Raw genomic sequence first — 23,323 nt, 5'->3', positions numbered from 1 at the left:
CGCCCGGCGCATTGGCGGCGGGGAGCGCTGCTCGAGCGGGCTACGCCTCCGCGAGGATGCGGTCCAACGCGCGGTGCAGCGCGGCGCCGGCGGCGACCGGGTCGCCCACGTAGCCGCCGGCGAGCGCGCCGTCGCGGGCGAGGATGAGGTCGTCGGCCGCATCCCCGGGGCGGGGGTGCCCGATCTGGCGGAACAGCTCTTCGATGCGTCCGGCGTACCAGTCGCGGTGAGCCGTAACGGCGACCCGGACCGGGTCGGTCTCGTCGGCGAACTGGGCGGCCGCGTTGATGAACGGGTCGCCGTGGAAGCCCGGGTCGACCGCATCCTGGTTGATCGCGTCGACGAGCGCGCGTGCGATGTCGCGCGGGTCGTCGTGCTTCGCTTCCTGCTCGGCGAACCACTCGCGGACCTGGCGGTCGCGGCCCTCGACGTAGGCGATGATCAGGAGGTCCTTCGACCGGTAGTGCTTGTAGAACGTCGCCTTGGTGACACGCGCGCCCGCGATGATCCGGTCGACGCCGACGGTGTGGATACCCTCTTGGTAGAAGAGCTGATCCGCCGTGGCGAGGATCTTGACCTTCGACGGCGCGGGCGGCCGGATGGTCGCTCGGGCACTTACGACCATCCGGACGACTCCTTCTGCTGGGGAGACCTGCAAGGCCTCCGGCGTATGTTCTGGGGCCACCGGGCTCCGGCGCAGGGGGTGCCGGCCCCGGTGGCTCCCCTCAGTATACCCGTAGACAGACCAGTCTGTTTGTCCGCAATTTCCCAGACCGGTGGCGGAGTCGGTCTGGCGTAGGGTGGAAGAGATGAACAGCGCAGTCGACCTTCCGCTCGGTATGGCCGACCTCACCTTCGCTGCGTCCGGCGAAGCGCTGGTCCGTCGAACCGTACTCCCAAGCGGCATCCGCATCCTCAGCGAACAGGTTCCCGGCGCCCGCAGCGCCACGCTCGGCTACTGGGTGGCCGTCGGCTCGCGAGACGAGAGCGAGGGGCACGCCGGGCACCCCGGCACGCTCGGCTCGACCCACTTCCTCGAGCACCTCCTCTTCAAGGGCACGAAGACGCGCACCGCGCTCGACATCGCCGTGAGCTTCGACTCGGTCGGCGGCGAGCACAACGCCATGACGGCCAAGGAGTACACCTGCTACTACGCGAAGGTGCAGGACCGCGACCTCGCCATGGCCGTCGAAGTCATCGGTGACATGCTGACCTCGTCGGTGCTCGATCCCGCCGAGTTCGAGAACGAGCGCGGTGTCATCCTCGAAGAGCTGTCGATGGCCGAAGACGACCCGGGTGACGTCGCCAACGAGCGGATGTTCCGCGCGGTCCTGGGGGAGCATCCACTCGGCCGTCCGATCGGCGGCCGCCCTGACACCATCCGCGCCGCCACCCGCGACCGGGTCTGGGAGCACTACCGCGCCAACTACCGCCCGCAGGACCTCGTCGTGACCGCGGCGGGCGCCGTGGACCACGACCTCCTGGTCGCCGGAGTCGAGAGCGCCCTGACGTCGGCCGGTTGGGACCTCGACCTCGCTGCCGCCCCGGTGGCTCGCCGCGGTTCTTCCCCGGCGCCGATCGAGCGCGGCAGCGCCATCGTCACCGTGGAGCGCCCCACCGAGCAGGCGAACCTGCTGATCGGGATGCCGGGCCTCCTCGCCACCGACGAGCGCCGCACCACGATGAGCGTCCTCAATTCCGTCCTCGGGGGCGGGATGTCCAGCCGGCTGTTCCAGGAGGTCCGCGAGCGGCGGGGCCTCGCGTACGCGGTCTACTCCTTCTCCGGCTCCTACTCCGACGCCGGTGTCTTCGGCCTGTATGCCGGATGCGCGCCGGCGAAGGCGCGCCAGGTCGCCGAGTTGATGCTCGACGAGCTTAAGCGACTCGCCTCCGGCGGCGTCACCGCGGACGAACTGCGCCGCGCCGTCGGCCAGCTCTCCGGCGGGGCCGCGCTCGCCCTCGAGGACTCCGACACCCGCATGTCCCGGCTCGGCCGGGCAGAGATCACCCTCGGCGAGTTCGCCGATCTCGATGAGAGCCTCCGCCGACTGCACCTCGTCACCGCCGACGACGTGCAGGCCCTCGCCGCCGACCTGGCGGGCCGGCCGGTCTCCATCGCCGCGGTGGGGACGCTGACCGACGACGTGTTCGCCGGTCTCGTCCCCTGACCCGCCTTCCATCCGTTCCACCTGAAAGGTCCAACGTGCCCCATTACCTCTACCTCGTGCGCCACGGCGAGCAGCAGGATGCCGAGCACGGTCTTCCGGACGGCCCGCTCTCTCCGCGGGGCAAGCGTCAGGCGCAGCTCATCGCCGAGCGGTTGAGCGGCATCCCGTTCACGGCGATGTACCACTCGCCGCTCAATCGGGCGACCGAGACCGCAGCGATCATGGCCGAGCGGATGCCTGCGCTGGTTCCGCAGCCGTCGAGCCTGCTGTTCGACTGCATCCCCTCGGGGCCGACGCCCGACATGCCGAAGGCGTTCGAGTCGTTCTTCGGCCCGGTCACCGAGGCCGAGATCGAGGCGGGGCGCGCTCAGATGGAGGACGCGGTCCACGAGTTCCTGACTCCTGCGATCGGAGACCGGCACGACCTGCTGGTGACGCACAACTTCGTGATCGGCTGGTTCGTGCGTCACGTGTTCGACGCTCCGGCCTGGCGTTGGCTGGGGCTGAACCAGGCGAACTGCGGGCTCACGATCATCCGGGTGCGATCCGCGAAGCCGCCGGTGCTGGTGGTGCACAACGACCTCGGCCATCTGCCGGTCGAGCTGCGCACCGGCCTCCCGGAACTCCAGCCGGTCTGACGCGTCGCGTGTGGGGCAGGAGCGCGGCTCAGGTGAGCTGCTTGCGGAACCAGTCCGTCGCGTTCGGGTTGTCGTTGTACGGCTGGATGGGCTCGTAGCCGTGCGTGCGGTAGAGGCCGCCGGCGGCCTCCAGACTCGCGTTGGTGTCGAGCACGATCTCGGTGGCGCCGAATCCGCGGGCGCGATGCTCCAGCTCGGCGAGGATGGCACGGCCGAAACCGTTCCCGCGACGCGACGGCGGCACCCACAGGTGCTTGATCTCGTAGCGCACGACCGGCGGGCCCTCCTCACGCTCCGCGAGCGGGATGGGCAGTTCACGGATGCCGCCGCAGCCGACCTCGGCGCCGTCGTCGTAGGCGAGCAGGAAGACGCCGTTCGGCGCGACGAACTGCCCGGGGTCCGGGAAGGAGGTCCTGTAGGCGCCCTGCACGGTCGGGAAGGTCTCGGCACGCTCGGCGAAGTAGTCGGACAGCATGCGATGGGCGGTCGCGTCGGTGACGGCGACGTCTGCGAAAGACACCATCGGCCCAGCGTATCCCCGACGGGTGCCCAGGCCCCGCAGGTAGGCTGGGGGAGTGAGCATTCGCGTGGCCGTCGCCGGAGCGACCGGAAAACTGGGAAGCGTGGCGGTGCGCCTCATCGAGCAGGCGGACGACCTCGAACTCGTGGCGCAGCTCGGCTCGCGCTCGCCGCTGGAGGACATGCTGGGCGCCGATGTGCTCGTCGACATGACGCTGCCGCAGGTCAGCCCGGGCATCGTCGCCTTCGCGGTCGACCACGGCCTCCGCGTGCTGGTCGGGACCTCCGGCTGGTCGGCGGACCGCATCCTCGACCTGGAGCGACGGGTCGCGAAGAACGAGGGCACCGGAGCCGTCGTCATCCCGAACTTCTCCCTCGGCTCCGCCCTCGGCACCGCCTTCGCCACCGTCGCAGCACGGTTCTTCGACTCGATCGAGATCGTGGAGGCGCACGGCGCGGGCAAGACGGATTCCCCCTCCGGCACCGCGGTGCGCACCGCCGAGCTGATCGGCGCCGCCCGGGCGGCGAAGGGGCCCGTGGAGGCCCCGCACTCCGACCAGCGCGCCCGCGGGCAGCAGGTGGCGAGCGTGCCCATCCACAGCCTCCGCATGCGCGGCGTCGTCGCCCAGCAGCAGGTCATCTTCGGCGGAGTGGGGGAGCAGCTGACGATCCGGCACGACACGGTCGGCTCGGAGGCGTACGAGACCGGCATCCTGCTGGCGCTGCGCGCCGCCGCCACGGCGACCGGCGTCACCGTCGGCCTCGACAAGCTCATCGACCTCGGGATCGCGGAGCCGAACGGCGAACCGCCCCGGCGCACGGTGCGCGACGCCGGGGACGACGGCACGGACCCGGCCCGATGAGAAGGCGGCAGCGCGCATGAGGAACCGACTGGCCGCCATCGTCATGGCGATCATCCTGCTGGTCTACCTGGTGCTGGCGGGGCAGCGGGCGGTGATGCTGATCGCGACCGGTGAGGGGATCGCGATCGCCATGGGCGTCGCGCTCCTGGTACTGCCGATCGTCGCGGCGTGGGCGATCGGGCGTGAGCTGCTGTTCGGCGCGCGCACCGAACGGCTCGTGCGACAGCTGGATGCGGAGGGCGGCCTCCCCGTGGAGGACCTCCCGACCCGGGTCAGCGGTCGTCCGCTGCGCGATGCGGCGGACGAGCAATTCCCGCAGTACCGCGCCGAGGTGGAGGCTGCTCCGGAGAGCTGGCGGGCGTGGTTCCGGCTCGGGCTCGCTTACGACGCGTCCGGAGATCGCCGTCGCGCGAGGGCAGCGCTCCGTCAGGCGATCCGGCTGGAGCGCACGAGAGTCGCCTCGGGCGATACCCCGGCCCATTAGGCGAGCTGCCGCTTGGCACGCTGCGACTAGGCGGCGCGCACCTCCACGAGGCGGTCCATAGCGTCTTCGACCGTCGGATCGCGGAAGGCGAAGCCGTCGGCGAGCAGCTTCTCTGGGACGACCAGCTGATCGGCGAGCAGCAGCTCGCGCCCCGCCTCCTGCAGTGCCAGTTCGATGGCGAACTTCGGGACGGGGACGAAGTACGGGCGTCTCACCGCCTGGGCGAGCGCTCGCACCACCTCGCCCGCGGTCGCCGGGGTCGGTCCGGCGATGTTCACCGGGCCTTCGAGGGTCGACATGAGCAGATGGATGAGCGCCGCCGCTTCGTCGTGCAGGCTGACCCAGGGCCAGTGCTGGCGTCCGCTTCCGAGCGGGCCGGCGAGGCCGGCCTTCGCGATCGGAAGAAGTGGCGTGAGCGCACCGCCCCGGCCGATCACGACGCCGGTGCGGGCGAACGCGACACGCGTCGCCGTGGGGGCCAGGCGCGCGGCCGCTTCCCAGGCGTCCACGACGTCGGTGAGGAAGCCGCGGCCCTTGCTCGCCGACTCGGTCAGTTGCTGGCCGGGCCGGTCTCCGTAGTAACCGACCGCCGACCCGCTCACGAAGACGCGGGGCGGATCGTCGGCCCGACGCATCCCCTCGGCCAGGGTGCCGGTCGCCTGCAGCCGGGAGGAGAGGATGCGCCGCTTGGTCGCTCGTGTCCAGGGCAGGTGCTGCAGCGAGCTGCCCGACAGGCCGATCACCGCGTCCGCCCACTCGAACAGGTCGACGTCGACCTGGCGTTCCTCCGGCGACCAGCGGAACTCGTCCGGTGAGCCGGGGTCGTGCCGCACCAGTCGCCTGGTCTCGTGGCCCGCGGCCGCGAGCTGGGCGCGGAGTTCGCTGCCGATCATGCCGGAGGATCCGGCGAGGAGCACCCGCATGTCGCTAGCGTCCCGGACTCAGGAGAGGGACGCGTCGAGGGTGATCGGGATGCCGACCAGCGCGCGCGAGACGGGGCAGGTGCGCTTCGCCTCATCGGCGAGGCGCTGGAAGTCCTCCTCGGACAGCCCGGGCACCGTGGCGACGACCTGCAGGTGGCTGCCGGTGATGCCCTGCGCCGGGTCGAACGTCACGGCGGCGGTGGTGCGGATGCTCTCCGGAGCGTTGCCGAACTGCGCCAGAACGTTCGAGAACGCCATCGAGAAGCAGGCGGCGTGCGCTGCTCCCAGCAACTCCTCGGGCGTGGTGACCTCGGCGCCGCCCTGCGAGCGGGCCTTCCAGTTCACGTCGAGTTCCGCGGCGTGCGACGAGTCGAGCGTGACGGTGCCCGAGCCGCTCGTGAGATCGCCGTTCCAGACGGTGGTGGATTCGCTCGTGACTGCCATGGAGACCTCCTAGGGATGCCCGGGCCGCCGAGCGCGGCCGGGCCCGACCCACACTACTGACCGGGTCCGACACCGTCACCGGGCGTTCGGCGGATTCCCGGCTGGGGCGTGTTCAGGCATCCGCGCGGCGGCGGATCAGGCGCGCCCGCACAAGCAGGAGGTACAGCTGACAGCCCAAGCAGTAGGCGAAGACCGCGTTGAGGAACGCGGCGGCGAAGGCGAGCGCCGCGGCGATCGGAAGGGCCAGTGGCACGCCGGCGAGGTGGAGCACGAGCCCGAGCCCGGTGACGAGGAGCCCGACCGCCTGGGCGAACGTCGGGGGAGCCGGATCCTCCAGCTCGGACGGAGCAGCGAGACGCGGGCGGACGAAGCGGCGGAAGAGCACGCCGTAGGGATGCCGCCGCACCCCGGCGAAAGCGCCCCAGGCGAAGAGCAGGGCAATGGCGAGGAGCAGCACGAAGGCGGCGACGGTCGCCCCGACGAGGGAGAGGAACAGGTCGGCGAGGAGGAGCACTGCGGTGATCCCGGCGCCGAACCGCGGCGATCGGGGATCGATTCCGGCGGCGGTTGCGGCGGCTCCGGCGGTCCCGGCGCTCACCGTGGGGTCAGGCTGTGGCATGGTCGCTCCCGAGGATGGTGTGGAGGGTGTCACGGACGGCGTCCGGGCGTGCGGCGCCGCCGATCCGGGCGCGAACGGCGCCGGACGCGTCGAGCACGAGAGTGGTGGGGGTCTGGAGGATGCCGAAACGGCCTGCGAGGTCTGGCCGGCTCGTGAGGTCCACCTCCACATGGCGCACGCCGTCGAGGTCGTCCGCGGCGGCACCCAGAACCCGGGCGGTGGAACGGCACGGTGCGCAGAAGTCGGTCGAGAACTGCAACAGCGTCGCCCGCGGGCCGAACGCTTCGGCCGCGACATCGGCCGGGGTGACCGTCTCGCCCGGACGGGCCGCACGCACGCGGCCCGAGGTCGCACGCCAGGCGACGCCTGCCGCCGTCACGACGGCGACGAGCCCGAGCAGGATGCCGAGCGCCGCGAATCCGTTCACAGCCGGGAGGCTACGCCGCAGTTCTCCCCAGCGCAGCGAATGTGTCGCCCCGTGACGGCGACCCGATAGCCTGGAACCATGGCTGCTCACCAGAACCCGTTCGGCCAGGTGCTCGTCGCCCTGGTCACCCCGTTCACCGCCGACGGCGAAGTGGACTGGGCGGCGGTCGAGAAGCACATCGACGACGTGATCCAGGCGGGTGCCGACGGCATCGTCGTCACTGGGACGACCGGCGAGACTTCCACGCTGACCGACCCCGAGAAGCTGCGCCTCGTCGAGGTCGGCAAGTCGGTGGCCGACGGCCGCGCCAAGATCATCACCGGTGGAGGCTCGAACGAGACGGCCCACGCCATCCAGCTGTACCAGCACAGCGAGAAAGCCGGCGCCGACGGCGTCATGGTCGTCACGCCGTATTACAACAAGCCGACGCAGGCGGGCATCCTCACGCACTTCCGGATGATCGCCGACTCCACCGACCTGCCGGTCATCCTCTACGACATCCCGGGCCGCACCGGGGTCCCGATCAAGTACGAGACCATCCTCCGGATCGCCAAGCACCCCAACGTGCTCGCGATCAAGGATGCGAAGGGCGACTTCAGTGAGGTGAGCCGCGTGCTCAACCAGACCGACCTGATGTACTTCTCGGGCGACGACGCCAACGTGCTGCCGCACCTCGCCATCGGCGCGAGCGGGCTCATCGGCGTGACGGCGAACATCGCCCCGACGCCATACCGGCAGATCGTCGACGCGGTGAACGCAGGCGACCTGGCCACGGCCACGGCGGCCCACATGAAGCTGGAGCCGCTGGTGCGCGCCGTGATGACGCACGTGCCCGGTACAGTGGCCGCGAAGTACATCCTCCACGGCCTCGGCCGCATCTCGAGCCCCCGCGTGCGACTGCCGCTCGTCGGGCCCGAGGAGTGGGAGGCCGCCCAGATCGAGGACGAGCTCGACCTCGTCAAAGACATTCCCGGCGTCGACTTCTCCAACTTCCGCCCAGACCGCAACGCGGCCGCGGGCGGAGCGCTCCCGAAGATCGCCGGGACCACACGCTGACGGCCGCACGAGCGGCCGAGAAATAGGGCGGGTGCGCGAAGCCCCGCTGCCAGAACACAGAAATAGGAGGGCACATGCCCATCTCCGTCGCCGAGCCTCCTGCGCTCGAACCTGGAACACTCCGTATCATCCCCACCGGCGGCCTGGGGGAAATCGGCCGCAACATGACCGTCTTCGAATACGAGGGCAAGCTCCTCATCGTCGACTGCGGCGTGCTCTTCCCGGAGCAGGACCAGCCGGGCGTCGACCTGATCCTCCCCGACTTCTCGCCGGTACGCGACCGACTAGACGACGTGGTCGGCGTCGTGCTGACGCACGGCCACGAGGACCACATCGGCGCCGTCCCCTACCTGCTGCGACTGCGCCGTGACATCCCGCTCATCGGATCGGGCCTGACTTTGGCCCTCGTGGAGGCGAAGCTCAAGGAGCACCGCATCCAGCCGTACACGCTGACGGTGAAGGAGGGGCATGTCGAGCAGTTCGGCCCGTTCTCGCTCGAGTTCGTCGCGGTCAACCACTCCATCCCGGATGCGCTCGCCGTCGCGATCACGACACCGGCGGGCGTCGTCCTCCACACGGGCGACTTCAAGATGGACCAGCTGCCGCTGGACGACCGGATCACCGACCTGCGCGCCTTCGCCCGGCTGGGGGAGAAGGGCGTCGACCTCTTCCTCGCCGACTCCACGAACGCCGACGTGCCCGGATTCACCCCGCTGGAGCGCTCGATCGGCCCGGTGCTCGATACCGTCATCGCCCGAGCGCCCCGCCGGGTGATCGTCGCCAGCTTCTCCAGCCACGTGCACCGGGTGCAGCAGGTGCTCGACGCGGCGGCCGCCAACGGCAGGCGCGTGGCGCTGCTGGGCCGCTCGATGGTCCGCAACATGACCATCGCCGCCGACCTCGGCTACCTCAAGGTGCCCGAGGGCGTGCTCATCGACTACAAGAAGGCCGCCGACCTTCCCGACGACCAGATCGTCTACATGTCGACCGGGTCCCAGGGCGAGCCGATGGCGGTGCTCGCGCGGATGGCGAACCTCGATCACCAGATCGAGGTCGGCCACGGCGACACGGTCATCCTCGCCTCCAGCCTCATCCCGGGCAACGAGAACGCGGTGTACCGCGTCATCGACGGGCTCACCAAGCTCGGCGCCAACGTCGTCCACAAGGGCAACGCCAAGGTGCACGTCTCGGGCCACGCGGCCGCGGGCGAGCTGCTCTACTGCTACAACATCCTGAAGCCGAAGAACGTGATGCCGGTGCACGGCGAGTACCGCCACCTGGTGGCCAACGCACGGCTCGCGATGGACACCGGCGTGCCGGAGGAGAACACGATCCTCGCGGAGGACGGCTCCGTCATCGACCTGCGCGACGGTCTCGCTCGTGTGGTGGGCCAGCTGGACCTCGGCTTCGTCTACGTCGACGGCTCCAGCGTCGGCGAGATCACCGACGCCGATCTGAAGGACCGTCGCATCCTCGGCGAGGAGGGCTTCATCTCGATCATCGTCGTCGTGGAGGCCGCGACCGGACGCATCGTCACCGGGCCCGAGGTCCACGCCCGCGGTTTCGCGGAGGACGACGCGGTGTTCGACACCGTGAAGCCGAAGATCGCCGCGGCTCTCGCGGAGGCCGCCCAGAACGGTGTCCGCGATTCCCACGCGCTCTCGCAGGTCGTGCGCCGCACGGTCGGCCGTTGGGTCAACACGAGCTACCGGCGGCGTCCGATGATCGTCCCGCTCGTCATCGAGGCCTGAGTTCGGGGCCCGATCTCGGGGCCCGATCCAGCACTTCCGCCAGGAACGTTACCCGCGGGAAACACGGCCGCGGGTAGCGTTCGTGCATGAACTCGTTCCGCATCCGTCCGGCCACCCGGCAGGATGCGCGCGTGCTCGCGGACATGCTGGTAGAAGCCGCCAACTGGAATCCGGTACGTGCGCGGTCCCGGCTGACGGTGCTCGACGACCCTGCAGTCCGGCACTACGTGGTCGGCTGGCAGCGCCCCGGCGACTTCGGCTGCGTGGCCGAGGACGCGAGGGGCGTCGCCGTCGGCGCGTGCTGGGCGCGGCTCTTTCCGGCGGACCACCCGGGGTACGGATTCGTCGCTGCCGGGGTGCCAGAACTCACCCTCGGCGTGTATCCGCAGTGGCGCGCCCAGGGCGCGGGTCGATCACTCCTGCGGGAACTCGGGCGCACGGCCGCCGCGCGCGGGCATGCGCGGCTCAGCCTGAGCGTGGAGCGGGCGAACTTCGCCCAACGTCTCTACCTGAGCGAGGGGTACGTGATCGTCGCCTCCCGGGACGGCGCCGACACGATGGTGCGCACGGTCCGCTGACGGGGCCGATTTTCCACAAAGCAGGCGCGGGAACCGCGTGATGACAGGGGTACGACGTACCGTTGATCCCATGGCCACGAGCACCAAGTCGAATTCCCGCGCCCGGGGCTCCGGTCGCGGCGGGTCGACCGCGCGCAAACCGGCGTCGAAGACCGTTCCGCAGAAGACGGTCGCCTACCCGGCAGCTGACGCGGGTCCCAGTCCGCTCATCCGGGGCTGGATGGGGTTGGCGCACCTCACGGGCGCTGCCTTCCGTGCGCTCGGTCCTGAAAAGCTCAGCAAGGAGGAGCGCCGCGACGGCTTCCCCTTCTTCCTGGTGCTCCTGGCGATCGCAGGCGCGGTCGTGGAGTGGTTCCTCATCAACGACCAGGTGGCCCGGACGCTCGACGCCTGGACCTTCGGCGGGCTGTTCGGGCGGGTCGCGTTCGCGCTCCCGGTCGTCATGGTGCTGTTCGCCGCCTGGCTGTTCCGGCATCCGAGCTCCGTACACGACAACACGCGCATCGGTATCGGTCTGAGCATCCTGCTTCTCATGGTCTCGGGCCTGTGCCACCTGTTCAGCCCGCATCCTTCGCCGAGCGACGGCATGGCCGCCCTCGCTCAGGCCGGCGGCGTTCTCGGCTGGCTGATCGCCGCGCCGCTGTCCCTGGTCATCACACCGTACGGCGCGGGCGCGGTCGTGATCCTCCTGCTCATCCTGAGCCTCTTCATCATCACCAAGACGCCGCCCAACAAGCTGCCCGCGCGCATCCGCGAGCTCTACGCCTACCTCTTCGGTGCCCAGTTGCCGACGGAGGACGAGCGTCTGGAGGCGAAGGAGTCCGCGAAGGGCGCCAAGTCGAAGCAGGTCGAACTCGACGGCATCGACGACGAGGCGGAGCCCGAGGCGAACCTCCCTTGGTGGCGGCGCAACAAGTCGCAGCGCGAAGAAGACCCGGACTACGGTGACGCGCCCGCGGACGGCCTGACCGATGTGTTCGGCGCGGGCGGGCGCGGCAAGGGCGAATTCGCGACCGCGCTCGAGCCCGACCCGGCCAGCGACCACTACAACACCGAGGTGCTGAGCGAGCTCGCTCACGCGGAGGACGCGCTGCAGCGATTCACGGGCGAGCAGCCGCCCACCGCGGTGGCGCCCCTTCCGCCCATGACCGGGACGCCGGGCGCGCCGGCGGTGCTGCCCGGCTTCCCTGCCGGCTCGGCGGTCGTCGATGAATTCGACGAGGAAGCCGCGGCTCCCGCCCTCCCGCAGCCGACAGCCCCGTACAACCTGCCGTCCGCCTCCATGCTCTCCGCCGGAACGCCCGCGAAGACGAGGTCGGGCGCGAACGATGAGATCGTCGCGGCGATCACCACCGTTCTCACACAGTTCGGGGTGGATGCGAAGGTCACCGGGTACTCGCGCGGGCCGACGGTCACCCAGTACGAGATCGAGCTGGGCCCGGGCGTCAAGGTGGAGCGCGTCACCGCGCTGAGCAAGAACCTGTCGTACGCGGTCGCCAGCAATGAGGTCCGCATCCTCTCGCCCATCCCGGGCAAGAGCGCGATCGGCGTCGAGATTCCGAACAGCGACCGTGAGATCGTCTCGCTCGGTGACATCCTCCGCTCGCCCGCGGCCGCCAAGAGCACCCACCCGATGACGATCGGCGTCGGCAAGGACGTCGGCGGCGGCTTCGTCGTCGCCAACCTGGCGAAGATGCCCCACCTCCTCGTGGCGGGCTCCACCGGCTCCGGCAAGTCGAGCTTCGTGAACTCGATGATCACGAGCCTCTTGATGAGGGCCAAGCCGTCCGAGGTGCGGATGGTGCTCATCGACCCGAAGCGGGTGGAACTGACCATCTACGGCGGCGTCCCGCACCTGATCACGCCCATCATCACGAACCCCAAGAAGGCAGCGGAAGCGCTGCAGTGGGTCGTGAAGGAGATGGACATGAGGTACGACGACCTCGCCAGCTTCGGCTTCCGCCACATCGACGACTTCAACAAGGCCGTCATCAACGACGAGATCGTGCTGCCCGCCGGGAGCGAGCGCAAGCTCAAGCCCTACCCGTACCTCCTGGTCGTGGTCGACGAGCTCGCCGACCTCATGATGGTCGCTCCGCGAGACGTGGAGGACTCGATCGTCCGTATCACGCAGTTGGCGCGCGCGTCCGGCATCCACCTGGTGCTCGCGACGCAGCGGCCGTCGGTGGACGTCGTCACCGGCCTCATCAAAGCCAACGTCCCCTCGCGGCTGGCGTTCGCGGTCACCAGTGTCACCGATTCCCGCGTCATCCTCGACCAGCCCGGAGCCGACAAGCTGATCGGACAGGGCGACGGGCTCTTCCTGCCGATGGGTGCCTCGAAAGCGATCCGCGTGCAGGGCGCGTGGGTCAACGAGGACGAGATCCAGAAGGTCGTCCAGCACGTCACCCGTCAGGCGCAGCCGGAGTACCGGCAGGACGTCACGGTCAGTGCCGAGAAGAAGCAGATCGACTCCGACATCGGCGATGACCTCGACCTTCTCTTGGCGGCCGCGGAGCTCGTGGTGTCGTCGCAGTTCGGGTCGACGTCCATGCTGCAGCGCAAGCTCCGAGTGGGCTTCGCCAAGGCCGGCCGACTGATGGATCTGCTCGAGTCGCGGGAGATCGTCGGTCCGTCCGAAGGATCCAAGGCGAGGGATGTGCTGGTGACGGCGGAGCAGCTGCCGCAGGTGCTCGCGCGCCTGCGCGGTGAGGAGCCGCCGGCGGGTGCGCCCGCAGCGGCGGCGCCCGCAGCGGCGGCGCCCGCAGCGGCAGCAGCGTCGGCGTCTGGCCCCGCGATGACGGACGACGAGGACCGCTACGGTGCCGATCCGGTCGCTGAGATGACCGCGGGCTATCCTGAGGTCGAGGGCGATCCGGACGAGGACGCCTGGCAGCTGACCGGCAGAGAGTAGAAGACCGCGATGTCGGTGCCCGACACGCCTCCGCCCGCCGCGGCGGACGGCGGAGCAGACCGTGTGAGCAACTGGAACCTGCCCAACGCGATCACGGTGGTGCGCATCCTGCTCGCCCCGCTGTTCGTCTGGATGCTGCTCGCCGATGGCGGCGACGACGGCTGGCTGCGCTGGGCGGCCGCTCTGCTCTTCATCCTCGCGATCGCGACCGACGGCGTGGATGGCGCCCTGGCCCGGCGTAAAGGTCTGGTCACCGATCTCGGAAAGCTGCTCGACCCGATCGCCGACAAGGTGCTCACCGGGGGAGCGCTGATCGCCCTGTCGATCCTGCAGGAGCTTCCCTGGTGGGTGACCATCGTCATCCTGGTCCGCGAGGTGGGCATCACGATCTACCGCTTCGTCGTCATCCGCCAGGGCGTCATCGCGGCGTCGCGCGGCGGCAAGATCAAGACGATCGTGCAGTCCGTCGCCATCTCCTTCGCGCTCGTACCGCTCTGGACGATCTTCGGCGATTGGATCTTCTGGGTGAACGGCATCCTCATGACCGCCGCGGTCATCCTCACCGTCTGGACGGGGCTCGACTACCTCTGGCAGGCCTGGAAGGGACGAAGGGCGAAGCGTGCGCTCGCCTGAGTCCTCGGCCACTGTCGCGGTCGTCCGGACTCTGATCGATCGGGGGCTGACGGTCGCCGTGGCGGAGTCGCTGACCGGCGGCCTGGTGACGGCCGAGCTCACCGGCGTCCCCGGCGCGTCGGCCGTGGTGCTCGGGGGAGCGGTGGTCTACGCCACGGAGCTGAAGCACACGCTGCTCGGAGTGGACGCCGACCTGCTGGCGGCCGAAGGTCCGGTGCACCCGGAGGTGGCATGTCAGCTCGCCTCGGGCGTACGCGAGCGCCTCGCGGTGGGAGGGCGGCCGGCCGATCTCGGTGTCGCCACCACGGGTGTCGCGGGTCCCGACCCGCAGGGAGGACGGCCCGTGGGCACGGTGTACGTCGGAATCGCGTCGTCCGAGGGGGCGCGGGCCGTCGCTCTCGAGCTGTCCGGTGACCGCGACGCGATCCGTCGCGAGACCGTCGCGGAGGCCGTGCGGGCGCTCGCGTCGGAGCTCGGCATAACAGTCGTTTGAGTCTCCCGGATTACCGCGGGAATACGCGGTGTTTCGGTCTCGTTACACCTGCTGCATTCACAAGAAAAGCCCAGTAGCCCTCGATATCGTGGAGCGCAGGGATGCGGTACATTCGTATCCCATCGATACGTCGGCAGGGTAAGAGAGGGAGGCTCCGAATGATTCTTGTACGTCAGGAAATAGGCGACGTGCTCAGGGACTTCCGCCTGCAAAAGGGTCGTACGCTCCGACAGGTCGCCAGCAAGGCCAGCGTCGCGCTCGGGTACCTCAGCGAGGTCGAGCGCGGTCAGAAGGAGGCGTCGAGTGAGATCCTCGCCTCGGTGGCCGACGCGCTCGAGACACCGGTGTCGGTGATCATGCGCGAGGTCGGCGACCGGATCGCGGTGCTCGAAGGTCTCGAGCCGGTGATTCCGGACACGGTTCCGGACGAGTTCGTCACGGCGATGGATTCCGACCTGGTCGCCCGCTGATTCCCAACGCTCACGAGGACGCCCCGCTGATGCGGGGCGTCCTTCGTTTTCTCATCCATCCGTTCTCCTGAAGTAAGGACCCATGAAGCTCAGCGAGTTCCAGCGAGCCGTCTCGGACGAGTTCGGCAGCACCTACGGTCAGGCGCTGCTGACCGACCTCGTCATCGGCGAACTGGGCGGACGCACGGCCTCGGAGGCGCTCTCCGCCGGCCTTCCGCCCCGCGAGGTGTGGCTCGCGCTGTGTAGGGAGACGGGCGTGCCCTCCTCGCACTGGTACGGCGCCGGCAAACCCGCGCCCAAACGCTGATCGCACCGCGACACGCCGGTTCGAACCCCTCGAAGATATGTTCGGATCTGGCTAGACTTCTTCACAACGGCAGTCGAAAACCGGTTGTCCACAGATGCGCGTCCCTCGCTTCGAGTGTCGGACGTCCCTCCTAGAGTCGAACCGAAGCGAAGCCCACGAAGGAGAACCGTAATGCCATCACCTGCAGACCGCGAGAAGGCCCTGGAAACAGCCCTCGCGCAGATCGACCGCCAGTTCGGCAAGGGCTCCGTCATGCGGCTGGGCAGCGACGAACGCGCCCCTGTCGAGGTCGTACCGACCGGATCGATCGCGCTGGATGTCGCGCTCGGCATCGGTGGTCTGCCGCGCGGCCGCATCATCGAGATCTACGGCCCGGAGTCGTCGGGTAAGACCACTCTGACGCTGCACGCGATCGCCAACGCACAGCGCGCCGGTGGTATCGCGGCCTTCATCGACGCCGAGCACGCGCTCGACCCGGAGTACGCCCGCAAGCTCGGCGTCGACATCGACGCCCTGCTGGTCTCGCAGCCCGACACCGGTGAGCAGGCGCTCGAGATCGCCGACATGCTCGTCCGAAGCGGCTCCATCGACCTCATCGTCATCGACTCCGTCGCGGCCCTCGTGCCCCGCGCTGAGATCGAGGGCGAGATGGGTGACTCCCACGTCGGCCTCCAGGCGCGCCTCATGTCGCAGGCGCTCCGCAAGCTGACCGGTGGCCTCAGCCAGACGAACACCACGATGATCTTCATCAACCAGCTGCGCGAGAAGATCGGCGTGTTCTTCGGCAGCCCCGAGACGACCGCCGGCGGCAAGGCGCTCAAGTTCTATGCGTCCGTGCGACTCGACATCCGTCGTATCGAGACTCTGAAGGACGGCACCGACGCGGTGGGTAACCGCACCCGCGTCAAGGTGGTCAAGAACAAGATGGCGCCGCCTTTCAAGCAGGCCGAGTTCGACATCCTCTACGGCGTCGGCATCTCTCGCGAGGGCAGCCTGATCGACTTCGGTGTTGAGCACGCGATCGTGAAGAAGTCGGGTGCCTGGTACACCTACGAGGGTGACCAGCTCGGTCAGGGCAAGGAAAACTCGCGTAACTTCCTGATCGCGAACCCCGACATCGCCGCAGAGATCGAGCAGAAGATCAAGATCAAGCTCGGAATCATGGCCGACCCGAACGCTGTGGCGGAAGAGCCGTCGAACGTCGGATCCATCGAAGACAAGCTGAAGGCTCGCAAGGGCGCGTGATCGTGCCGTCCGCCTCCCGAAGGGAATCCTCGTGGTGGTGAAGTTCCCGTCCTCGTCCGAGGACAACGCGGGCGACGGATCGTCGCGCGACGGAGCAGAGGAGCAGGAGCGGCTCGCTCCCGTTACTCCACTCCGCCGTGCGGCGCCCGCCCGGCGTCGAGATGGCGACGATCATCCGTCGCGCGGCGGTGGCACCCGGCCGGTGGCCGAGCTGCCCGGTGGCGCGGGGTGGAACAACACCTGGGGCTCGGAGTCCCGTGCGCTGGCAGCGTCACCCGTCGCGGCGGAGGACGACGAACAGGATGACGAGGCCATCCGGCAGGCGCGCAAGACCAACGGGCTCGCGATCCGGCAGCTGGCCCGTCGGGGCATGTCGCGCTGGGAGCTCGAGCAGCTCCTGAACAAGCGCGAGATCGATCCGGAGGTCTATGGTCCCGAGCTCGATCGGCTCGAAACGCTCGGCGTGATCGATGATGCGTCTCTCGCCGCGACGCTCGCCTTCACCCAGCACAGCCGCAAAGGACTCGGCCGCACCGCGATCCAGCAGGATCTCGCACGCAGGCACATCGATCCGGAACTCATCGAGGCGGCCCTCGCCGACATCGGTGAGGACGATGAGCTCGATCGCGCCACCGAGCTCGCCGTGAAGCGCATCGGCCAGCTGTCGTCGTACGACGATGAGACGGCCCGGCGCCGGTTGCACGGGTTTCTGGCACGCAAGGGGTACTCCTCCAGCGTGATCCGTCAGTCGATGGATGCCGCGTTCGCCGGGCGGCGGTCGCGCGGCGGCTCGGGCGTCCGATTCCAGTGAGCGGCACGGCGGCCCACGGGTCGTCGGGCGGCCCACGGAAAACGTAGACTTGTCGCCATCATGAGCATCCTGGAACAGCGCAGCGTCATCGAGCCCTCCGAGGCCGCGGTCCGTGCCGATGGCCGGGCGCGCACCTACGAGGTGCGCACCTTCGGCTGCCAGATGAACGTGCACGACTCCGAGCGGCTCAGCGGGTCGCTCGAAGCGGCCGGCTACGTTCCGGCGAACGGCGAAGAGGCGGACATCGTCGTCATCAACACGTGCGCCGTACGCGAGAACGCCGACAACAAGCTGTACGGCAATCTGGGCCACCTCGCAGGCGTGAAGCGGCGTCACGAAGGCATGCAGATCGCGGTCGGCGGCTGCCTCGCCCAGAAGGACAAGAACGTCATCCTCGAGAAGGCCCCCTGGGTCGACGTCGTGTTCGGCACCCACAACATGGGCGCCCTCCCCAGCCTCCTGGAACGCGCCCGCCACAACGATGCGGCCGAGATCGAGATCCTCGAGTCCCTCGAAACCTTCCCGTCGACACTCCCGACGAAACGCGACTCGTCGTACTCGGGATGGGTGTCCATCTCGGTCGGCTGCAACAACACGTGCACGTTCTGCATCGTCCCGTCGCTGCGCGGCAAGGAGAAAGACCGCCGCCCGGGCGACATCCTGGCCGAGATCCAGGCGCTGGTCGACGACGGCGCCATCGAGGTCACGTTGCTCGGACAGAACGTCAACTCCTACGGCGTCGAGTTCGGCGACCGGCAGGCCTTCGGCAAACTGCTCCGCGCCGCCGGCACGATCGACGGGCTCGAGCGCATCCGCTTCACAAGCCCGCATCCCGCCGCCTTCACCGACGACGTGATCGACGCGATGGCCGAGACGCCGAACGTCATGCCGCAGCTGCACATGCCGCTGCAGTCCGGCTCCGACCGCATTCTCCGCTCCATGCGGCGCTCGTACCGTTCGGAGAAGTTCCTCGGCATCCTCGACCGGGTCCGGGCGAAGCTGCCGGACGCGGCCATCAGCACCGACATCATCGTCGGCTTCCCGGGCGAGACCGAGGAAGACTTCCAAGAGACCCTCCGCGTCGTCGAGGCCGCGCGCTTCGCCTCCGCCTTCACCTTCCAGTACTCCATCCGCCCGGGAACCCCAGCGGCGACCATGGAGGAGCAGGTGCCGAAGGAGATCGTTCAGGAGCGGTACAACCGGCTCATCGCCCTTCAGGAGCGCATCTCCGAGGAGGAGAACCGAGCGCTCATCGGCCGGGAGGTCGAGCTCCTCGTCGCCAACGGCGAAGGGCGGAAGGATGCCGACACCCACCGCCTCAGCGGGCGCGCCCGTGACAGCCGGCTCGTCCACTTCGAGGTCCCGGCCGGGTCCGAGATCCCGCGCCCCGGCGACGTCGTCACCGTGCGGGTGACGCAGGCGGCTCCGCACCACCTCATCGCCGACTCCGCCGACGGTGAGCCGCTGCGGATCCGGCGCACCCGCGCGGGGGACGCCTGGGACCGGGCCGAAGCCGAGTCCTGCGCCGTCCCCGCACACGGTGGTGCCTCGACCGCAGAGGCGGGACGTGTCTCCCTCGGCCTTCCGACCCTACGCGTCGGCGTGCCGGCCCTCCGCACCCGCGAGCCGCTGACGTCGCCCGGCGTCGGCACGATGCCCATCTACGACCCGACGGACGGGCAGCGCTGAACCCGGTGCCCGCCCTGCCGCTCGTCGCCATCGTCGGGTCGACGGGAACCGGCAAGACCGACCTCTCGCTCGCCCTCGCAGACGCCCTCCGCACGCGGGGCCAATCGGCCGAGGTCGTCAACGCCGACGCGATGCAGCTGTATCGGGGCATGGACATCGGCACGGCCAAGCTGCCGTCCGACGAGTGGCGCGACATCCCGCACCACCTCTTCGATGTGCTCGACGTGACCGACGAGGCGACCGTCGCCCGATACCAGCCCGAGGCCCGCGGGACCATCGAAGCGATACTCGATCGCGGCGCGGTCCCCATCCTGGTCGGCGGTTCGGGTCTCTACGTCTCCAGCGTCCTCTTCGACCTTCAATTTCCCGGGACCGATCCGGAACTTCGCGCCCGGCTCGAAGCCGAGCTCACCCAGCACGGACCGGGGATGCTCTTCCAGCGATTGGCCGAGCGCGATCCCGACGCGGCCCGCCGGATCGGATCGCGCAACGGCCGGCGCATCGTCCGCGCCCTCGAAGTCGCCGAGCTGACCGGAACGTCCGTCAGCGGAGAGCTGCCCGAGGAGCCTCGGCTCTGGCACGAGCCGTCAGCGATCGTCGGCCTCGCAGCGCCGCGGGAGCAGCTCGTCGAGCGGCTCGACGCCCGAGTGGAGCGGATGTGGGCGGACGGCCTCCCCGCAGAAGCGGCCGCACTGATCCCGCGGGGCATCGACGACGGCGTCACCGCTCGTCGCGCCATCGGCTACGCGCAGGCACTCGCAGAGCAGCGTGGCGAACTGTCCCGCGTGGAGGCGATCGCGCAGACGCAGCAGCTGACCCGTCGTTACGCTCGTCGCCAGGTCAGCTGGTTCAAGCGCTACCCGGGCATCCACTGGCTCGACTACGACGCCCCGGATCTGGTGGATGCGGCGCTGACGATCGTCGACACAGCGGGAGCCCCTCCCACCGGTCGCTAGGCTGGAGACCATGGCGACCATCCACTTCACCAAGGGTCAGGGCACCGGCAACGACTTCGTGCTGTACTCCGACCCGGAGGGACGTCTGCCGCTCACGGCCAGCCAGATCGCCGAGATCTGCGACCGTCACTTCGGCGTGGGTGCCGACGGCGTGATCCGCGCCGTCCGCTCGGCGCATCTCCCGGAGGGTGAGGCCGCGCTCGCGGAAGACGACGCCGCGACCTGGTTCATGGACTACTACAACGCCGACGGGTCGCCCGCCGAGATGTGCGGCAACGGCATCCGCGTGTACGTGCGCTACCTGCTGGAGAGCGGGCTGGCCGAACTCCCGGAAGGCGGGACGCTGGCGATCGGCACCCGCTCGGGCGTGCGCGACGTGCAGCGCAGCACGACCGGTTTCCAGGTCGACCTGGGCCGCTGGGACCTCGCCGGCGGCGAGCCGCTCGTCCGCGCGAAAGAGCTCCCCGTCGCCCGCCCGGGGCTCGGCATCGACATGGGCAACCCGCACGTGGTCGTCGCCGTCGCCGATGACGACGAGCTGGATGCTGCCGACCTCTCCTACATCCCGCACCTGGAGCCGACTCCAGAGCACGGGGCGAACGTCGAGTTCGTGGTGCCGCGCGAGCCGCTCGTGAAGGACGGCGTCGGCCGCATCCGCATGCGCGTGCACGAGCGCGGCAGCGGCGAGACCCTGTCCTGCGGCACGGGCGCGGCGGCTGCGGCTCTCGCTGTCCGCTATTGGGCCGGTGAAGGCGCCCCGAACCAGTGGCGCGTGGATGTGCCGGGCGGCACCGTGGGCGTCCGGATGTTCCCGACGGAGGATGGCGAGCACGTCGGTCTCTCCGGCCCCGCCGAGCTCGTCTTCACCGGCACCCTAGACCTCGCCTGACCCTCTATCCTGCCGGCGAGCCGGTCAGGCGTCGGCGTGGGAGCGGGAGCGGAGCACGCGGTAGCCCTTCGAGGTGGCCACCCGGGCGGTGGTCAGCTCGGGGAAGGTACTCTGGATCCACCGGTGCAGCGAGTCGCTGCCGAGGTTGCGCTGCACGACGAGCCACGCGTCCGATCCCGGCTCGAGCCGAGGAAGCCAGCGCTCGAGGATGTTGTGCAGCTCGTTCTTGCCGACGCGGATCGGCGGGTTCGACCAGATCGTCGTAAACCGCACGTCATCGGGAACATTATCGGGCGTCACCGGGTTTACATTGGTGAGGCCGAGCTTCTCTGCATTCCTGCGGACCAGATCCAGAGCTCGGTTGTTGACGTCGACGGCCCAGACCGTCGCATGAGGGGATTCGAGAGCAAGTGTGAGAGCCAGCGGCCCCCAGCCGCAGCCGAGGTCGAGGAACTGACCCCCGGGCGGCGGTGAGGGGACATGGTCCAGCAGCACTCGCGTGCCCATGTCGACGCGCTCGGGGCTGAAGATCCCATTAGCTGTCACCAGCTCGTAGGTCTGACCGGCGAGGTGCGCGGTGAACGGCCGCAGGTTCATCTCGCTCTCGGGCGCCGAGGAAAAGTAGTGATCTCCGCTGGCCATAAGCAGACCGTACAGGACACGAACAAACTAGGGTTAACCCGGATCGGGGAACTGAATGACTGATAAGACCGACATCCGCGAACACGACGCAGACGACGTGGTCGCGCGCGTGCTCGCCACCGAGGGGAACCGCGCGAGCGTGACGCTGTTCGGCGCCGCCGGGTCCTCGCGGGCGCAGGCGCTGCAGAGCGACGCCGTCGACGGCGGCAACCACGACGGTGAGCAGTTCGACCGTGAGGAGCGCGCGGCGTTGCGCCGCGTCTCCGGGCTGTCGACCGAACTGCAAGACGTCACCGAGGTCGAGTACCGGCAACTCCGGCTGGAGAATGTGGTGCTCATCGGCGTGTACTCGCAGGGCTCCCTGCAGGACGCCGAGAACTCGATGCGGGAGCTTGCTGCACTGGCCGAGACGGCCGGAGCCGCGGTGCTGGACGGACTGCTGCAGCGCCGTCCGCATCCCGACCCCAGCACCTACCTCGGCCGCGGCAAGGCGGAAGAGCTGGCGGGCGTCGTCGCCGCGCTCGGCGCGGACACCGTGATCGCCGACACGGAGCTTGCCCCGAGCCAGCGCCGTGCGCTGGAGGACGTGGTGAAGGTGAAGGTGATCGACCGCACGGCCGTGATCCTCGACATCTTCAGCCAGCACGCCAAGAGCCGCGAGGGCAAGGCGCAGGTCGAGCTCGCGCAGCTCGAGTACCTGCTGCCGCGTCTGCGCGGCTGGGGCGAGTCGATGTCCCGCCAGGCCGGTGGCCAGGTGGGCGGCGCGGGCGCCGGCATGGGTTCGCGTGGTCCAGGTGAGACGAAGATCGAGCTGGATCGTCGCCGCATCCACACCCGCATGGCCCGGCTGCGCAAGCAGATCGCCGGTTTCAAGCCGGCACGGGAGGCGAAGCGGGCCAACCGCAACCGCAACTCGGTGCCCTCTGTGGCGATCGCCGGCTACACCAACGCCGGCAAGTCGAGCCTGCTGAACCGCGTGACCAAGGCCGGCGTGCTGGTCGAGAACGCGCTGTTCGCGACGCTGGATGCGACGGTCCGCCGCAGTGTCACCGCCGACGGCCGCCTGTACACGCTCGCCGACACCGTCGGCTTCGTGCGCAATCTGCCGCATCAGCTGGTGGAGGCGTTCCGCTCGACACTGGAGGAGGTCGCCGACTCCGACGTCATCCTGCACGTCGTCGACGGGTCGCACCCGGATCCGGCTTCGCAGCTGGCGACCGTGCGCGACGTGATCGGCGAGGTGGGCGCCCGCGACATCCCGGAGATCGTGGTCTTCAACAAGGCCGATCTGATCCCCGCTGACGAGCGGCTGGTGCTGCGAGGGCTGGAGCCTGGCGCGATCTTCGCGTCGGCCCGGACCGGCGAGGGCATCGACGAGGTGCTCGCCGCCATCGCGCGGCTGCTGCCGGATCCGTCCCTCGAGGTGGAGCTGGTGGTGCCGTACGACCGCGGCGACCTGATCTCCGCTCTGCACGAGCGGGGCCGGGTCATCTCGACCGAGTATGTGGAGGAGGGCACCCGCGTCACCGCGCGGATCATGCCCGAGTACCACGCGGCGTTCGAGCCGTTCGAGGTCACCCCGGCGAAGTAAGCGCGACGCAACACGAGAAGGGCCGGACGGCCGTCTGTGTCACTGGATGACGCGGGCGATTCCGTCCGGCCTTTCGCGTTGCTAGATTGCCTGACAACGTCACGCGGGCGACCGCCGACGTTGGTGCGACAGCCGAGCCCGGCACCCGCCCGTGTGAACCCCGCCCTGTGAGAGCAGGAGCGGAGTGTCGCCGTGCCGCTGTCCGACCACCAT

At 69.5% G+C, this 23,323-nt stretch carries 25 protein-coding genes; 18 read left to right on the top strand and 7 right to left on the bottom strand.

Annotation, left to right across the window (positions count from 1 at the left end):
* Positions 1 to 40 precede the first annotated feature (40 nt).
* On the bottom strand, positions 41 to 625 hold the full coding sequence (locus AB7E03_RS06055) for a TetR/AcrR family transcriptional regulator (protein ID WP_441781819.1): 585 nt from the start codon (positions 623 to 625) through the stop codon (positions 41 to 43).
* A gap of 184 nt (positions 626 to 809) precedes the next feature.
* Here AB7E03_RS06055 and AB7E03_RS06050 point away from each other — a divergent pair, with 184 nt between their 5' ends.
* Together AB7E03_RS06050 and AB7E03_RS06045 are read left to right on the top strand one after the other, a co-directional pair.
* Positions 810 to 2,168 carry a M16 family metallopeptidase gene (locus AB7E03_RS06050; protein ID WP_489940191.1) on the top strand — a complete coding sequence of 453 codons (1,359 nt, stop codon included), beginning with the start codon at positions 810 to 812 and terminating at the stop codon, positions 2,166 to 2,168.
* Positions 2,169 to 2,203: 35 nt separating this feature from the next.
* Positions 2,204 to 2,806 (top strand): histidine phosphatase family protein, encoded by a 603-nt coding sequence (locus AB7E03_RS06045; RefSeq protein WP_441781821.1) that lies wholly within the window; start codon positions 2,204 to 2,206, stop codon positions 2,804 to 2,806.
* 28 nt (positions 2,807 to 2,834) lie between these two features.
* Here AB7E03_RS06045 and AB7E03_RS06040 read toward each other — a convergent pair whose 3' ends face one another.
* On the bottom strand, positions 2,835 to 3,329 hold the full coding sequence (locus AB7E03_RS06040; RefSeq protein ID WP_489940189.1) for a GNAT family N-acetyltransferase: 495 nt from the start codon (positions 3,327 to 3,329) through the stop codon (positions 2,835 to 2,837).
* Positions 3,330 to 3,381: 52 nt separating this feature from the next.
* On the opposite strand from AB7E03_RS06040, the gene dapB reads away from it, so the two are divergent.
* Both dapB and AB7E03_RS06030 read left to right on the top strand, forming a co-directional pair.
* On the top strand, positions 3,382 to 4,188 hold the full coding sequence (gene dapB, locus AB7E03_RS06035; RefSeq protein ID WP_489940187.1) for a 4-hydroxy-tetrahydrodipicolinate reductase: 807 nt from the start codon (positions 3,382 to 3,384) through the stop codon (positions 4,186 to 4,188).
* Between the two features lie 16 nt (positions 4,189 to 4,204).
* On the top strand, positions 4,205 to 4,672 hold the full coding sequence (locus AB7E03_RS06030; RefSeq protein WP_489940185.1) for a tetratricopeptide repeat protein: 468 nt from the start codon (positions 4,205 to 4,207) through the stop codon (positions 4,670 to 4,672).
* A 26-nt stretch (positions 4,673 to 4,698) separates the two neighbouring features.
* On the opposite strand, the gene AB7E03_RS06025 is transcribed toward AB7E03_RS06030, so the two are convergent.
* The 4 genes from AB7E03_RS06025 to AB7E03_RS06010 form a co-directional block, all read right to left on the bottom strand.
* Complete coding sequence (locus tag AB7E03_RS06025) at positions 4,699 to 5,595, bottom strand: TIGR01777 family oxidoreductase (RefSeq protein ID WP_489940183.1); 897 nt, start codon at positions 5,593 to 5,595, stop codon at positions 4,699 to 4,701.
* A gap of 18 nt (positions 5,596 to 5,613) precedes the next feature.
* Positions 5,614 to 6,039 carry an OsmC family peroxiredoxin gene (locus AB7E03_RS06020; RefSeq protein WP_489940181.1) on the bottom strand — a complete coding sequence of 142 codons (426 nt, stop codon included), beginning with the start codon at positions 6,037 to 6,039 and terminating at the stop codon, positions 5,614 to 5,616.
* A gap of 112 nt (positions 6,040 to 6,151) precedes the next feature.
* On the bottom strand, positions 6,152 to 6,658 hold the full coding sequence (locus AB7E03_RS06015; protein WP_489940179.1) for a DUF4395 family protein: 507 nt from the start codon (positions 6,656 to 6,658) through the stop codon (positions 6,152 to 6,154).
* Entirely contained in the window at positions 6,645 to 7,085 is a 441-nt protein-coding gene (locus tag AB7E03_RS06010) for a TlpA family protein disulfide reductase (RefSeq protein ID WP_489940177.1), read from the bottom strand. The genes AB7E03_RS06015 and AB7E03_RS06010 overlap by 14 nt, the downstream gene beginning before the upstream one ends.
* A 78-nt stretch (positions 7,086 to 7,163) precedes the next feature.
* On the opposite strand from AB7E03_RS06010, the gene dapA reads away from it, so the two are divergent.
* The 13 genes from dapA to dapF all read left to right on the top strand — a co-directional run bounded on the left by dapA (position 7,164) and on the right by dapF (position 20,877).
* The gene (gene dapA, locus AB7E03_RS06005; protein ID WP_441781829.1) at positions 7,164 to 8,141 is read left to right on the top strand and encodes a 4-hydroxy-tetrahydrodipicolinate synthase; all 978 of its coding nucleotides are present in this window, start codon (positions 7,164 to 7,166) and stop codon (positions 8,139 to 8,141) included.
* 74 nt (positions 8,142 to 8,215) lie between these two features.
* Positions 8,216 to 9,892, top strand: coding sequence for a ribonuclease J (locus AB7E03_RS06000; protein WP_489940174.1), 1,677 nt, complete (start codon positions 8,216 to 8,218; stop codon positions 9,890 to 9,892).
* A gap of 86 nt (positions 9,893 to 9,978) precedes the next feature.
* Complete coding sequence (locus tag AB7E03_RS05995; RefSeq protein WP_489940172.1) at positions 9,979 to 10,470, top strand: GNAT family N-acetyltransferase; 492 nt, start codon at positions 9,979 to 9,981, stop codon at positions 10,468 to 10,470.
* Between the two features lie 70 nt (positions 10,471 to 10,540).
* Positions 10,541 to 13,384: an FtsK/SpoIIIE family DNA translocase gene (locus tag AB7E03_RS05990; protein WP_489940170.1), complete on the top strand. Its 2,844-nt coding sequence runs from the start codon at positions 10,541 to 10,543 to the stop codon at positions 13,382 to 13,384.
* 9 nt (positions 13,385 to 13,393) lie between these two features.
* Positions 13,394 to 14,017 carry a CDP-diacylglycerol--glycerol-3-phosphate 3-phosphatidyltransferase gene (gene pgsA, locus AB7E03_RS05985; RefSeq protein WP_441781833.1) on the top strand — a complete coding sequence of 208 codons (624 nt, stop codon included), beginning with the start codon at positions 13,394 to 13,396 and terminating at the stop codon, positions 14,015 to 14,017.
* On the top strand, positions 14,004 to 14,510 hold the full coding sequence (locus tag AB7E03_RS05980; protein WP_489940168.1) for a CinA family protein: 507 nt from the start codon (positions 14,004 to 14,006) through the stop codon (positions 14,508 to 14,510). The genes pgsA and AB7E03_RS05980 overlap by 14 nt, the downstream gene beginning before the upstream one ends.
* A gap of 158 nt (positions 14,511 to 14,668) precedes the next feature.
* A complete protein-coding gene (locus tag AB7E03_RS05975) occupies positions 14,669 to 14,980 on the top strand; it encodes a helix-turn-helix domain-containing protein (RefSeq protein WP_441781835.1) in 312 nt (103 codons plus the stop codon).
* Positions 14,981 to 15,062: 82 nt separating this feature from the next.
* On the top strand, positions 15,063 to 15,287 hold the full coding sequence (locus AB7E03_RS05970; protein WP_489940166.1) for a DUF3046 domain-containing protein: 225 nt from the start codon (positions 15,063 to 15,065) through the stop codon (positions 15,285 to 15,287).
* 171 nt (positions 15,288 to 15,458) lie between these two features.
* A complete protein-coding gene (gene recA, locus AB7E03_RS05965) occupies positions 15,459 to 16,532 on the top strand; it encodes a recombinase RecA (RefSeq protein WP_441781837.1) in 1,074 nt (357 codons plus the stop codon).
* 31 nt (positions 16,533 to 16,563) lie between these two features.
* Positions 16,564 to 17,343 (top strand): regulatory protein RecX, encoded by a 780-nt coding sequence (locus AB7E03_RS05960; RefSeq protein WP_489940164.1) that lies wholly within the window; start codon positions 16,564 to 16,566, stop codon positions 17,341 to 17,343.
* A 60-nt stretch (positions 17,344 to 17,403) separates the two neighbouring features.
* Positions 17,404 to 19,032: a tRNA (N6-isopentenyl adenosine(37)-C2)-methylthiotransferase MiaB gene (gene miaB, locus AB7E03_RS05955; RefSeq protein ID WP_489940162.1), complete on the top strand. Its 1,629-nt coding sequence runs from the start codon at positions 17,404 to 17,406 to the stop codon at positions 19,030 to 19,032.
* Positions 19,033 to 19,037: 5 nt separating this feature from the next.
* Positions 19,038 to 19,988 carry a tRNA (adenosine(37)-N6)-dimethylallyltransferase MiaA gene (gene miaA, locus AB7E03_RS05950; RefSeq protein WP_489940160.1) on the top strand — a complete coding sequence of 317 codons (951 nt, stop codon included), beginning with the start codon at positions 19,038 to 19,040 and terminating at the stop codon, positions 19,986 to 19,988.
* Positions 19,989 to 19,998: 10 nt separating this feature from the next.
* Entirely contained in the window at positions 19,999 to 20,877 is an 879-nt protein-coding gene (dapF, locus tag AB7E03_RS05945; protein ID WP_489940158.1) for a diaminopimelate epimerase, read from the top strand.
* A gap of 24 nt (positions 20,878 to 20,901) precedes the next feature.
* Here dapF and AB7E03_RS05940 read toward each other — a convergent pair whose 3' ends face one another.
* Positions 20,902 to 21,519 (bottom strand): class I SAM-dependent methyltransferase, encoded by a 618-nt coding sequence (locus AB7E03_RS05940; protein WP_489940156.1) that lies wholly within the window; start codon positions 21,517 to 21,519, stop codon positions 20,902 to 20,904.
* Between the two features lie 55 nt (positions 21,520 to 21,574).
* On the opposite strand from AB7E03_RS05940, the gene hflX reads away from it, so the two are divergent.
* Positions 21,575 to 23,110, top strand: a complete 1,536-nt coding sequence (gene hflX / locus AB7E03_RS05935) for a GTPase HflX (RefSeq protein WP_489940154.1) — start codon at positions 21,575 to 21,577, stop codon at positions 23,108 to 23,110.
* The last annotated feature ends 213 nt before the right edge of the window (positions 23,111 to 23,323 follow it).

The sequence above is a fragment of the Leifsonia sp. RCC_180 genome, from assembly GCF_058138205.1.
Note: the sequence above shows the minus strand (reverse complement) of the source record. Positions and strands in the feature narration are given on the sequence as shown.